The 11,428-nt window shown below is 68.3% G+C and carries 13 protein-coding genes; 2 read left to right on the forward strand and 11 right to left on the reverse strand.

All coding sequences use genetic code 11. The features are described from left to right. Window positions 1-5: 5 nt before the first annotated feature. The 3 genes from guaA to guaB form a co-directional block, all read right to left on the reverse strand. Window positions 6-1,622 carry a glutamine-hydrolyzing GMP synthase gene (gene guaA / locus ACG00X_RS05110; protein WP_394486920.1) on the reverse strand — a complete coding sequence of 539 codons (1,617 nt, stop codon included), beginning with the start codon at window positions 1,620-1,622 and terminating at the stop codon, window positions 6-8. Between the two features lie 10 nt (window positions 1,623-1,632). Then, window positions 1,633-2,832, reverse strand: a complete 1,200-nt coding sequence (locus tag ACG00X_RS05115) for an MFS transporter (RefSeq protein ID WP_394486921.1) — start codon at window positions 2,830-2,832, stop codon at window positions 1,633-1,635. 90 nt (window positions 2,833-2,922) lie between these two features. Further along, window positions 2,923-4,392 (reverse strand): IMP dehydrogenase, encoded by a 1,470-nt coding sequence (gene guaB, locus ACG00X_RS05120; RefSeq protein WP_394486922.1) that lies wholly within the window; start codon window positions 4,390-4,392, stop codon window positions 2,923-2,925. Between the two features lie 61 nt (window positions 4,393-4,453). Here guaB and ACG00X_RS05125 point away from each other — a divergent pair, with 61 nt between their 5' ends. Continuing rightward, window positions 4,454-4,951: a DUF4124 domain-containing protein gene (locus ACG00X_RS05125; RefSeq protein ID WP_394486923.1), complete on the forward strand. Its 498-nt coding sequence runs from the start codon at window positions 4,454-4,456 to the stop codon at window positions 4,949-4,951. Between the two features lies 1 nt (window position 4,952). Here the strand turns inward: ACG00X_RS05125 and ACG00X_RS05130 are convergent, their stop codons facing one another. Together ACG00X_RS05130 and ACG00X_RS05135 are read right to left on the reverse strand one after the other, a co-directional pair. Then, window positions 4,953-5,267 (reverse strand): RnfH family protein, encoded by a 315-nt coding sequence (locus ACG00X_RS05130; RefSeq protein ID WP_394486924.1) that lies wholly within the window; start codon window positions 5,265-5,267, stop codon window positions 4,953-4,955. A 34-nt stretch (window positions 5,268-5,301) separates the two neighbouring features. Next, on the reverse strand, window positions 5,302-5,760 hold the full coding sequence (locus ACG00X_RS05135) for a type II toxin-antitoxin system RatA family toxin (protein WP_394486925.1): 459 nt from the start codon (window positions 5,758-5,760) through the stop codon (window positions 5,302-5,304). A 47-nt stretch (window positions 5,761-5,807) separates the two neighbouring features. Here ACG00X_RS05135 and smpB point away from each other — a divergent pair, with 47 nt between their 5' ends. Continuing rightward, entirely contained in the window at window positions 5,808-6,257 is a 450-nt protein-coding gene (smpB, locus tag ACG00X_RS05140; protein WP_394486926.1) for an SsrA-binding protein SmpB, read from the forward strand. 9 nt (window positions 6,258-6,266) lie between these two features. On the opposite strand, the gene ACG00X_RS05145 is transcribed toward smpB, so the two are convergent. The 6 genes from ACG00X_RS05145 to ACG00X_RS05170 form a co-directional block, all read right to left on the reverse strand. Continuing rightward, on the reverse strand, window positions 6,267-7,454 hold the full coding sequence (locus ACG00X_RS05145; protein WP_394486927.1) for a PLP-dependent transferase: 1,188 nt from the start codon (window positions 7,452-7,454) through the stop codon (window positions 6,267-6,269). Continuing rightward, window positions 7,454-8,854 carry a 30S ribosomal protein S12 methylthiotransferase RimO gene (rimO, locus tag ACG00X_RS05150; RefSeq protein ID WP_394486928.1) on the reverse strand — a complete coding sequence of 467 codons (1,401 nt, stop codon included), beginning with the start codon at window positions 8,852-8,854 and terminating at the stop codon, window positions 7,454-7,456. The genes ACG00X_RS05145 and rimO overlap by 1 nt, the downstream gene beginning before the upstream one ends. Before the next feature lie 90 nt (window positions 8,855-8,944). Then, window positions 8,945-9,073, reverse strand: coding sequence for a hypothetical protein (locus ACG00X_RS05155; RefSeq protein WP_394486929.1), 129 nt, complete (start codon window positions 9,071-9,073; stop codon window positions 8,945-8,947). 14 nt (window positions 9,074-9,087) lie between these two features. Continuing rightward, window positions 9,088-9,633 carry a polyhydroxyalkanoate synthesis repressor PhaR gene (phaR, locus tag ACG00X_RS05160; RefSeq protein ID WP_394486930.1) on the reverse strand — a complete coding sequence of 182 codons (546 nt, stop codon included), beginning with the start codon at window positions 9,631-9,633 and terminating at the stop codon, window positions 9,088-9,090. A 94-nt stretch (window positions 9,634-9,727) separates the two neighbouring features. Beyond that, on the reverse strand, window positions 9,728-10,513 hold the full coding sequence (locus ACG00X_RS05165; protein ID WP_394486931.1) for a YfaP family protein: 786 nt from the start codon (window positions 10,511-10,513) through the stop codon (window positions 9,728-9,730). Continuing rightward, complete coding sequence (locus ACG00X_RS05170) at window positions 10,510-11,289, reverse strand: YfaP family protein (protein ID WP_394486933.1); 780 nt, start codon at window positions 11,287-11,289, stop codon at window positions 10,510-10,512. The genes ACG00X_RS05165 and ACG00X_RS05170 overlap by 4 nt, the downstream gene beginning before the upstream one ends. Between the last annotated feature and the right edge of the window lie 139 nt (window positions 11,290-11,428).

The raw sequence follows: 11,428 nt of genomic DNA on the forward strand, positions 1-11,428 counted from the left end.
GGCGATCATTCCCACTCGATCGTCGCAGGCGGCTTGCTGCTCACGTCGTAGGTCACACGGTTGATGCCGCGCACTTCATTGATGATGCGGCCCGACGTGCGCTTGAGCAGCGAGTAAGGCAGCTCGGCCCAGTCGGCGGTCATGAAGTCGCTGGTCTGCACGGCGCGCAGCGCGACGACGTAGTCGTAGGTGCGGCCGTCGCCCATGACGCCCACGCTCTTGACCGGCAGGAACACGGCGAAGGCCTGCGAGGTCAGCGAATACCAGCTTTTGCCCGTGGCCGGGTCGATGGTGTTGCGCAACTCCTCGATGAAGATGGCGTCGGCGCGGCGCAGCAGGTCGGCGTAGTCCTTCTTGATCTCGCCGAGGATACGCACGCCCAGGCCCGGGCCGGGGAACGGGTGGCGGTAGACCATGTCCTCTGGCAGGCCCAGCGCCACACCCAGCGCGCGGACTTCGTCCTTGAACAGCTCGCGCAGCGGCTCCAGCAGCTTCAGGCCCAGCGTCTCGGGCAGGCCACCGACGTTGTGGTGGCTCTTGATCGTCGTGGCCTTCTTGGTCTTGGTGCCGCCGCTTTCCACCACGTCGGGGTAGATGGTGCCTTGCGCCAGCCACTTCGCCCCACCGCCGCTCCCGGCGGTGGTTGACGATCCCTTCAGCTTCTTGGCCTCGGCCTGGAAGACCTCGACAAACTCGGCGCCGATGATCTTGCGCTTGCGCTCGGGATCGCTCACGCCGGCCAGTTTGCCGAGGAACTGCTCGCTGGCGTCCACGTGCACGACCTTGGCGTGCAGGCGGCCGGCGAACATGTCCATGACCATGCGGCCCTCGTTCAGGCGCAGCAGGCCGTGGTCGACGAAGACGCAGGTGAGCTGGTCGCCGATGGCGCGGTGGATCAGCGCGGCGGCGACGGAGGAGTCGACGCCACCGGACAGGCCCAGGATGACTTCTTCGTCACCCACCTGTTCGCGGATCTTGGCAACCGCCTCGTCGATGTAGCTGCCCATCTGCCAGTCGCCCTTGCAACCTGCGATGTCGCGCACGAAGCGGCGCAGCATGGCCTCGCCCTGCAGCGTGTGCGTGACTTCCGGGTGGAACTGAACCGCGTAGAGGCGGCGCGCCTCGTCGGCCATGCCGGCGATGGGGCAGCTGGGCGTGGAGGCCATCAGCTTGAAGCCCGGCGGCAGCACGGTGACCTTGTCGCCATGGCTCATCCAGACCTTCAACATGCCATGCTTCTCATCCGTCTGGAAGTCCTGGATGCCGTCCAGCAGCTGGGTGTGGCCGTGCGCCCTCACCTCGGCATAGCCGAACTCGCGGTGGTCGCTCCACTCGACCTTGCCGCCCAGTTGCACGGCCATGGTCTGCATGCCGTAGCAGATGCCCAGCACCGGCACGCCGGCGTCCCACACGGCCTGCGGCGCGCGCAGCTCGTGGTCCTCGTAGGTGGACGCGTGGCTGCCGCTGAGGATGATGGCCTTGGGGGCGAAGGTCTTGATGAAGTCGTCCGACACGTCGTTCGGGTGGATCTCGCAGTACACCGATGCGTCGCGCACCCGGCGGGCGATGAGCTGGGTGACCTGGGAGCCGAAGTCGAGGATGAGGACCTTGTCGTGTTGCATGGCGCGTCTTTCAGGCTGGCAGCGGGGCCGGCTGGGTGCGGAAGAAACGGAGGGTGATCAGCATCGCCGCAGCTTGGAGCGCGGCGCAGGTGTAGAACGGCAGCCCGATGAGCAGGTCGCCCGCGGGGCGATGCGAGACCTGCGCCAGCAGCGTCAGGCCGACGAGCGGCGCGAACACCGCCATCAGGCTGTTCAGCGACGACAGCGCGCCCATGGCCTTGCCCTGCTCGGTCGGGCTCGCCGCCCCGGAAATGATGCCCTGCAGCGCGGCAGCGGCGGCGCCGCCCAGCAGGTTCAGGCCGATGATGACGTACATCATCCAGCCCTGATTGGCCAGGCCGAAGCCGAGGTAGGCGAGCGAGGCGGACGTCATGCTGATGACGGCCAGCCGCTGCGCCGAAAAACGCTTGAGCAGCGGCCTGAGCAGCACGCCCTGGCTCACCACCGACACCAGGCCCACCACGAGCAGCGACCAGCTGACCTGCAGCGGTCCCCAGCCGAAGCGGAACTTGGTGTAGAGCACCCAGGTGTTGTGCAGCATGAACTGCGCGAGCGACGACAGCGCGATGACCGCCACCAGCGAGCCCACCCCCTTCAGCGCGGCCAGGCCACGCAAGGCCGCCACGGGGTTGGCCTTCTTCCAGTTGAAGGGGCTACGCCGGTCGCGGGGCAGCGATTCGGGCAGCACGAAGAACCCGTAGCACCAGTTCAGCACCGCCATGCAGCCCGCCGCGAAGAACGGCCAGTGCACGTCGTGGTCGCCCAACAGCCCGCCGATGAACGGCCCGAGGATGAAGCCGATGCCAAACATCGCGCCGAGCTGCCCGAAGCGGCGGGCACGGTCTTCGGGCGCCGTGATGTCGGCCACGTAGGCATTCGCGATGGCGATGTTGGCCTGCATGGCGCCCGAGAACAGGCGCACGGCCACCAGCATCCACAGCGCCGTGGCCATGGCGGTCACGAAAAAGCTGAGCGCCAGGCCCGCAAAGCCGATCAACAGCACCGGCCGGCGACCGAAGCGGTCGGACAGCGCGCCCAGGATGGGCGAGCCGAAGAAATTGGCCACGCCGAAGGCCATGGTCACCGCCAGAAAGGCCGAGGTCTGCTCGTCGTTGCTGGCCGTGAAGGTGCCGACGATGTGAGGCAGCACCGGCATCATCAGGCCGATGGAGATCATGTCAATCAGCACGGCAGCCATGATGAAACCCATGGCGGGAGAGCGTTGCGGTGACCGGCTCATCGTGGTTCGGAAAAGAGAAACGGGGCGATCCGATGTCGCCCCGTTGTGCTCGTGGACAGCTTATTCGCTGCGGTAGTTGGGTGCTTCCTTCGTGATCTGCACGTCGTGCACGTGGCTTTCACGCATGCCAGCCGTCGTGATCTCGACGAACTCGGCCTTCTCCTGCATGTCGGCGATCGTGGCGCAACCGCAGTAGTGCATCGACGCCTTCAGGCCGCCGGCCATCTGGAAGATGACCTGCACGACGGAGCCCTTGTACGGCACCTGGCCCTCGATGCCCTCGGGCACGAGCTTGGACGTGTTGGGGTTGTTGGCCGACGTGTCCTGGAAGTAGCGGTCCGCGCTGCCCTTGGCCATCGCGCCCATGGAACCCATGCCACGGTAGCTCTTGAACGTGCGGCCCTGATAGAGAATGGTTTCGCCCGGCGCTTCTTCCGTGCCGGCGAAGGCGCCGCCCATCATGACGCAGTCGGCCCCCGCCGCGATGGCCTTGGCCAGGTCGCCCGAGTAGCGCACGCCGCCGTCGGCGATGACCGGCACGCCGGTGCCGCGCAGCGCGGTCGCGACGTTGTCGACGGCCGTGATCTGCGGCACGCCCACGCCCGCGACGATGCGTGTCGTGCAGATGGAGCCCGGGCCGATGCCGACCTTCACGCCGTCCGCGCCGGCCTCCACCAGCGCCAGCGCTGCCGCGCCGGTGGCGATGTTGCCGCCGATGACATCCACGCCCGGATAGGCGCGCTTGACCCAGCGCACGCGTTCCAGCACACCGGCGCTGTGGCCGTGCGCGGTGTCCACAATGATGGCGTCCACGCCGGCCTTCACCAGCAACTCGACGCGCTGCTCGGTGTCTTCGCCGAAGCCGACGGCCGCGCCGACGCGCAGCTTGCCGTGGCTGTCACGGGCCGCGTTCGGGAAGCTGGTCTGCTTGGTGATGTCCTTGACCGTCATGAGGCCGCGCAGCTCGAACGCCTCGTTGACGACGACCACGCGCTCGAGCTTGTGGGCGTGCATCAGCGCCTTGGCTTCATCCAGTGACGCTCCCTCACGAACGGTCACCAATTTGCTGGCGGGGGTCATGATCTCGCTGACGCGAGCGTCCATGCGGGTCTCGAAACGCAGGTCGCGGCCGGTCACGATGCCCACCACGCGCTTGCCCTCGACCACCGGGAAACCCGAGAAGCCATGCAGTTTGGTCAGCTCGACGGCGTCGCGGACGGTGGCGTCCGGGCCGATCGTCAAGGGCTCGCGAACGACGCCGCTCTCGTAGCGCTTGACCCGTGCCACCTCGCGTGCCTGCGCCTCAGCGCTGAGGTTCTTGTGCACGATGCCGATGCCGCCCTCCTGCGCGATGGCGATGGCCAGGCGCGCCTCGGTCACCGTGTCCATGGCGGCGGACACGAGCGGCAGATTCAAGGGGATGTTGCGCGACAGGCGGGTCGCAAGGCTGGTGTCGCGGGGCAACACCTGGGAGAACGCTGGCACCAACAGAACGTCGTCGAAGGTGAGCGCTTTGCCGAGAAGGCGCATGAGGAAAGCTCCAGACGCAAAGCGGCATTATACGGAGGCATCGCAGCTATACACTGACCCGATGGATCACAAGCCCTTCTTCATCGCTCTGCTTGGACTGGTTCTGGCCGCATCCGCCCAGGCCCAATGGAAGTGGAAAGACGCCAAAGGCAACCTGCAATACAGCGACCGGCCGCCGCCGGCCGGCACGCCGGACAAGGACATCCTGCAGCGCCCACCAGGCGCCGTGATCACCGTCGTGCCGCTGGGCCAGCCGGCCAGCGCAGCCTCCGCGCCGGCACCGGCCGCGAGCGCGCCCACCAAGGCCGACCAGGAAGCCACCGCCCGCCGCAAGCAGGAACAAGAACGCGACGCCGCCAAGCAAAAGGAAGAGGCACGCCGCGTCGCCGAGCAGCGCCGCGAGAACTGCAGCCGCGCTCAGTCCAACCTGCGCGAACTGCAGAGCGGCGCCCGCGTGTCGCGCACCAACGAGGCGGGCGAACGCACGTTCATGGACGACGCGCAACGCCAGGCCGAAATCGACCGCGTGCGCAGCACGATGAACAGCGAGTGCCGCTGAGTCAGCCGCCGGCCTTGGGCCGGTGGCGCGACACGATGCGCTCGCCGCGCGTGGCGTAGCGCAGCCGGCGGGCCTCCTTGGGGTCCACCGTCAATGGCCGGTAGACCTCGATGCGGTCGCGCTCGCGCAGCGGCGTGTCCAGCGGCCGCATGCGCCCCCAAATGCCGATGCGCGCCGTCGCCAGCGGCAGCGTGAAGTCGGCGCAGCCACGCAGCGCCGACTCGATCGTGGCGCCTGCTGGCAGGTCCAGCCAGCGGTGCTGCACGTCACCGGCCTGCGGGCTCCAGACCAGCTCGACGCGAATGTGCTCGGCCATTCAGCGCCCCGCCCTCGGCGCCAAGCCGCAACCGTCAGCGCGCACCGTAGAGGCTTTCCGCACGCTGCACGAAGCTGTCGACGAAGGTGTTGGCGATGCGGTCGAAGACCGGGCTGACCACGGCCTCCAGCGCGCCGCTGCTGAACGCGTAGTTCAGCTCGAAGTGGATCTTGCAGGCGGTGGGCTCGCCGGTCGTGCCGGGCTTGTTCAGCGGCAGGAACTGCCAGAGACCGTCCAGATGCGAGAAAGGGCCGTCCACCAGCTGCATGTGCACGCTGCGGCCGGCCTCGTTGCGATTGCGTGTCGTGAACGCGTGGCGCACGCCGGCATAGGCCAGGTGCAGGCGGGCCGTGACGGTGTCACCCTCGCTCGCCAGCACCTCCACCCTGTTGCACCAGGGCAGGAACTCGGGATAACGCTCCACCGCGGTGACCAGCTCGTACATTTCCTGCGGCGTGTACCAGAGCAGTACGGACTTTTTAACCTGCTTCATAGAATCCCCGGATTGTATTGACGGGCTTCGCCCTCACCTGCCCTCCCATGTCCATCGCCGAGAACCGCCGCGCCCGCTACGACTACCACATCGAAGAACAGTTCGAGGCCGGCGTCGTGCTGTCGGGCTGGGAGATCAAGGCCGTCCGCGCCGGCCAGGTGCAGCTCACCGATGGCTACGTGATGATCAAGAACGGCGAGCTGTTCCTGATCGGCTGCCGCATCAACGCGCTGCGCAGCGCCTCCACGCACGTCACGCCCGAGGCCGACCGCACCAAGAAGCTGCTGATGCACAAGGCCGAGATCAAGCGCCTGATCGGCAAGATCGAGCAGCGCGGCTTCACGCTGGTGCCGCTGAATCTGCACTACAAGGGCAGCTACGTGAAGGCCGACATCGCGCTGGCCAAGGGCAAGGACAAGTCCGACAAGCGCGACACCATCAAGGAGCGAGAAGGCAAGCGCGAGGTCGAGCGCGCCATGAAGGAGCGCTCGCGCTGACGGGAGGCCTCAGGCCAGCGCGGCCAGCGCCTGCTCGATGTCTGCCTGCAGGTCGGCCCCGTCCTCCAGCCCGATCGCGAAGCGCACCAGCGTGCGGCCCGCGAAGGGCAGCGGCAGATTGCGGCTGCGGCTCATGTCGTAGGGCACCGCCAGGCTCATCGGGCCGGCCCACGAGTAGCCCATGCCGAACAGCTGCAGCGCATCGACGAAGGCGTCCACCTGAGCGGGCGTGTAGCCCGGCTTGAACACCGCCGAGAACAGGCAGGCCGCCCCCGCGCCGCCGACGGCCAGCCAGTGCTCATGCCCCGGTGAGCCCGGCAGCGCCGGATGGAAAACGCGCGCCACTTCGGGCCGGCCCGCCATCCAGCGCGCGAGCTGGCGCGTCACGCGGTCCTGCGCCTCGTAGCGCAGCGGCAGCGTCGGCAGGCCGCGCAAGACCAGCTCCACATCGTTCTGGCCCAGGCCGTAGCCCAGGTGCTCGTGCGCATCGTTCAGCTTGTCGTGCAGTTGGCGGTCGCGGGTGCAGACCGAGCCCATCAGCACGTCGGCGCCGCCGCTGGGATATTTGGTCAGCGCCTGCATGACGATGTCGGCCCCCAGGCCCGGGTGCGTGGCCGGCGCCGGCTCGAAGCCGTTGAAGGCCAGACCCGCACCCCAGGTGTTGTCCAGCGCCGTGACGACACCCCGCGCCCGGCAGGCGGCCAGCGTGCCGAGCAGGTCGGGGAACTCCAGCGTGATGGAGCCCGCCGCCTCCAGCCAGACCAGCCGGGTGTTGTCGCGCAGCTCGGGCACCGTCAGCGGGTCATAGACGCGGTGCGTGACGCCCCACTGCGGCAGCCACGACTCGGTGAGATAGCGGTTCTGGCCGTAAACGTTGTCCGGCACCAGCACCTCGTCGCCGGGGCGCAGGATGGCCAGCGACGGCAGCGTCACGGCCGCCAGCCCGCTGGGCACCAGCAGGCAATGCTCGGCATGCTCCAGCGTCGCCAGGCGCGCGGCCAGCGTGTAGCTGGTGGGCGTGCCGTGCAGGCCGTAGCGGTAGCTCAAGCCGTCCCGCGGCCGGGGCTTGTGCAGGTCGGCCGTGTTCTTGAACAGCACGGTCGAGGCCTTGGCCACCGGCACGGGTACCGCGTCCCAGCCCTCGGGGGCGCGGTAAGGGTGATGGATGAGCTGCGTGCTGGGCGCTGTCTTGGTCATCAGACCAAGCTTGCCACGAGATCGTGGCCGTCTGCGGCGACGATGCGGGCGCGCACGAAGTCGCCCACCTTCATCGTCTTGCTGGCCTTCTCGGGCGGCAGGATCTTCACGGTGCCGTCGATCTCGGGCGCGTCGGCGTAGGAGCGGCCCACGCCGCCCTTGCGGCCCAGCGCCGGGGCGGAGTCGACCAGCACCTGCATCGTCTGGCCCACGCGGGCCTGCAGCTTGGCGGCGGAGACGGCTTCAGCGACGGCCATGAAGCGCGCGCGGCGCTCCTCGCGCACTTCGTCGGGCAGCGCGCCGGGGATGTCGTTGGCGCTGGCACCTTCCACCGGCGAGTAGGCGAAGCAGCCGGCGCGGTCGATCTGCGCTTCCTGCATGAAGTCCAGCAGGTACTGGAACTCGGCCTCGGTCTCGCCGGGGAAGCCGGCGATGAAGGTCGAGCGGATGACCAGCTCCGGGCAGGCCTCGCGCCAGCGCAGGATGCGCTCCATGTTCTTCTCGCCGTTGGCCGGGCGCTTCATGCGCTTGAGCACATCCGGGTGCGCGTGCTGGAACGGCACGTCCAGGTAGGGCAGCACCAAGCCCTGCGCCATCATCGGCAGCACCTCATCCACGTGCGGGTAGGGGTAGACGTAGTGCAGGCGCACCCAGGCACCGTAGGGCTTGGCCAGCTCGCCGAGCTGGGCGACGAGGTCCAGCATCTTGGTCTTGACGGGCTTGCCGTCCCAGAAGCCGGTGCGGTACTTCACGTCCACGCCGTAGGCCGAGGTGTCCTGGCTGATGACCAGCAGCTCCTTCACGCCGCTCTCGAACAGCGCGCGAGCTTCGTTCAGCACGTCGCCGATGGGGCGGGACACCAGATCGCCGCGCATGCTCGGGATGATGCAGAACGAGCAGCGGTGGTTGCAGCCCTCGCTGATCTTGAGATACGCGTAGTGCTTGGGCGTCAACTTGATGCCGTAGCTGGGCACCAGGTCGACGAAGGGGTCATGCGGCTTGGGCACGTGCGTGTGCACGGCGTCCATGACCTCCTGCGTCGCATGCGGGCCGGTGACGGCCAGCACGCTGGGATGGATCTCGCGCACCAGGCTGCCGGCGTCGGTGCTGCTGGCACCGGCCTTGGCGCCCAGGCAGCCGGTCACGATGACCTTGCCGTTCTCGGCCAGCGCCTCGCCGATGGTGTCCAGGCTCTCCTTGACGGCGTCATCGATGAAGCCGCAGGTGTTGACGATGACCAGGTCGGCCCCGGCAAAGGTCTTGGAGGTCTCGTAGCCCTCGGCGCGCAGTTGCGTGAGGATCAGTTCGCTGTCGGTCAAGGCCTTGGGGCAACCGAGCGAAACGAAGCCGATCTTCGGCGCGGAGGCCGGAGGAGCGGCAAGGGTGGCGGGTTCGTTCATCCGGCTATTTTCGACGACGCGCGCACTTCGCGCCGGCCCGACGACCGGCCAGCTCACAAACCTGGCACAGACAGGATGCTTTTCGGCAGATCAATGCGGCTGAAAAATCCACGGGCTCGGCCCGAAACTGCGGCCGAACGGGGCCAGCAGCCGCAACGGTGCAACAAAGAAAGGGGCGGCCTCACGAACCTGCCCCATCGCGCTCGCCAGCGCGTCCATGGGCAGCCGATCGATCAGGGCTTCTTGCCCCCCGGCGGCACGCCGAACGGGAACATCGCGCCCGCGTTCTTGAGCTGCTCCTGCCACTGGTTCATCAGGTTCTTGGACTGCTCGGCGTAGCCGCCCATCAGGCCCGTCCAGGCGTCGGGGCTGAAGGGGGAGCCCGGGGTCTGCTCGGTGAAGCGCTGCTGCATGTCGGTGAAGGCCTGCATCTGGCGCTCCAGCAGACCGCCCATGACGCCCTGCATCGCGCCGCCGTAGAAGCGGATGATCTGGGCCAGCGAGCTGGCGGAGAACATCGGCACGCCGCCGGTCTCCTCTTCCAGGATGATCTGCAGCAGGATGGACCGCGTCAGGTCCTCATGCGTCTTGGCGTCGTGGACCTCGAAGGCAATGCCATCCAGCACCATGCGCTTCACGTCGGCCAGCGTGATGTAGCTGCTGGTCTGCGTGTCGTAGAGGCGGCGGTTGGGGTACTTCTTGAGGATGCGGACTCCGGGCTTGGCAGCGCCAGCCGGTGTCTCTTCTGTGGTTGCCGGCTTTTTGCGGGCAGTCGCCATGCGGGAGTCTCCTGTGCAGTGCAACAAATTCTAGGCAGAGCCTACCTGGGTTCCCGGACGGGTTTACCTCAGACGGGTTTACCTGAGTGTGCACTCAACTGCGCAGGAACGAGCGAACCAGTTGCAGATCCCCGATCTTGCGCATCGGGATGGTGAAGGTCTCGCGGCGCTCGGCGCCGGTGTTCTCGTCGAAGACCAGCGTCACGCGGGCCGTGATGACGGGCTGCTGGCGGGTCGATTCGTCGAAGTGATAGCCCGAGGCGCCGAAGTTGCCCCAGTAGTTGACGTAGATGCGGTAGGTGCCGGCCAACGGTGCGGCGATGGAGAACATCTCCGGCCCCGCACCGTCGACGCTGTCCACGTCCAGCCCGCCACCGTTGGCGAGGACGGGGCTGGCCCAGAAAGCGTGGCCGCCGTCCGGTGTCAGCACATGCAGGTCGAGCTCGGCTTGCGGGTCGTCCCAGGCCAGGATGATGCGCACCTGCGCGCGCGTCTTGGTGCGGTTGGCGTCGTAGAACTGCACGCGCTGCAGCGTGCGGCCATCGGCGCCGCGCAGCTCGATGCCGTTGCTGCCCGGCCCGAAGGCATAGGGCCGCGCGAAGCGGCCCTGCTCGTCGTGCTGCAGCGGCATCGCGTTGCCGTTGACCACCAGCGTGGGCGGCCGCCGGGCGGCCTTGTCCACGCTCTTGAGCCGCCCCTCGATGATCGTGCGGCCGCGCTGGCCGCCGCGGTCGATGAGGTTGTTCGGGTAGGCGTACTCGACACGCTGATCGGTCTCGACGAGGCCGCTGTGCGTCCAGCCCCCCGCCGGGCGGTTGATCTCGGCCGCGCCTGCAGCGCTGGCCGCCCCCGCCAGCGCGAGCATCAGCAGCGCGTTCATGGCACCACGAAGGAGGAGACCAGCGTCAGCTCGCCGGGCTTGCGCAGCGGCACGCGAAAGACGCGCTGTTTCTCGCGCGGCGTGCCCTCTTCCTCGATGACGGCGATCTGCGCGACGGTGATCGCGTCGCGCTGCTCGCCGGCGCCGTAGTAGTTGACGTAGACGTTGTAGACGCCCGGCAGCGGCGCCGGGTTGGCATAGATTTCCGGGCCGAAGCCGGTCGTCACGTCCACGTCCAGCGCGCCGCCGTTGGCCACCACGCGTTTGCCGTACCAGACATGCTGGCCATCGGGCGCGACAACGTGCAGGTCCAGGTCGGTCTGGTCGGTGTCCCAGCTCAGCGCCACGCGCAGCCGCGGCGCCACGCGGGCGGCGTTGGCCTCGTAGAACTGCACGCGCCGCTCGGGCGCCCCGGCGCCGCCCGGCGCACGCACGCTGACGCCATGCGAGCCGGGGCCGAACGACCACGGCCGCGCGAAGGTGCCGCCCTCGCGCACATCCAGCGGCAGCGCCACGCCGTCCACCACCAGACGGGCCTGCTCACGCTGCGACTTGGGCGCGGCGGCAATGTCGCCCCTGATGCGGCCGGAGATCAGCGCGGGCGGCGCGATGCCCTCGGTGTTGACGTTGGCCGCCGGGTAGTGGACGGGCTGAACGAACTCGTTCGCGCTGCTCGCGCTGGCCCGCCAGCCGCCGCGCGGGTTGTCGATGGTGGGGCGGTCCGCAGCGTGAGCCACGGCGCAGAACAGCAGAGACAGGCAAAGGATGCGATTCATATCGGGTGTCCCCGGTGGCGAATGTCGGGCCGAGCGCCGGGCCGCTCCCAAGCCAGCCGACCGTGGCGAAATGCTCGCGGCTCGATGCCGCACACTGCGCCGCCCCCTCGCGGGAACGGCCAAGCTATGACTGGGACGC

Source organism: Pelomonas nitida (genome assembly GCF_043555975.1).
Lineage (GTDB): Bacteria > Pseudomonadota > Gammaproteobacteria > Burkholderiales > Burkholderiaceae_C > Pelomonas > Pelomonas nitida.

Coding starts and splice junctions, on each gene's coding strand:
- guaA (WP_394486920.1), bottom strand. CDS start 1,622: ATGCAACACGACAAGGTCCTCATCCTCGACTTCGGCTCCCAGGTCACC.
- ACG00X_RS05115 (WP_394486921.1), bottom strand. CDS start 2,832: ATGGGTTTCATCATGGCTGCCGTGCTGATTGACATGATCTCCATCGGC.
- guaB (WP_394486922.1), bottom strand. CDS start 4,392: ATGCGCCTTCTCGGCAAAGCGCTCACCTTCGACGACGTTCTGTTGGTG.
- ACG00X_RS05125 (WP_394486923.1), top strand. CDS start 4,454: ATGGATCACAAGCCCTTCTTCATCGCTCTGCTTGGACTGGTTCTGGCC.
- ACG00X_RS05130 (WP_394486924.1), bottom strand. CDS start 5,267: ATGGCCGAGCACATTCGCGTCGAGCTGGTCTGGAGCCCGCAGGCCGGT.
- ACG00X_RS05135 (WP_394486925.1), bottom strand. CDS start 5,760: ATGAAGCAGGTTAAAAAGTCCGTACTGCTCTGGTACACGCCGCAGGAA.
- smpB (WP_394486926.1), top strand. CDS start 5,808: ATGTCCATCGCCGAGAACCGCCGCGCCCGCTACGACTACCACATCGAA.
- ACG00X_RS05145 (WP_394486927.1), bottom strand. CDS start 7,454: ATGACCAAGACAGCGCCCAGCACGCAGCTCATCCATCACCCTTACCGC.
- rimO (WP_394486928.1), bottom strand. CDS start 8,854: ATGAACGAACCCGCCACCCTTGCCGCTCCTCCGGCCTCCGCGCCGAAG.
- ACG00X_RS05155 (WP_394486929.1), bottom strand. CDS start 9,073: ATGGACGCGCTGGCGAGCGCGATGGGGCAGGTTCGTGAGGCCGCCCCT.
- phaR (WP_394486930.1), bottom strand. CDS start 9,633: ATGGCGACTGCCCGCAAAAAGCCGGCAACCACAGAAGAGACACCGGCT.
- ACG00X_RS05165 (WP_394486931.1), bottom strand. CDS start 10,513: ATGAACGCGCTGCTGATGCTCGCGCTGGCGGGGGCGGCCAGCGCTGCA.
- ACG00X_RS05170 (WP_394486933.1), bottom strand. CDS start 11,289: ATGAATCGCATCCTTTGCCTGTCTCTGCTGTTCTGCGCCGTGGCTCAC.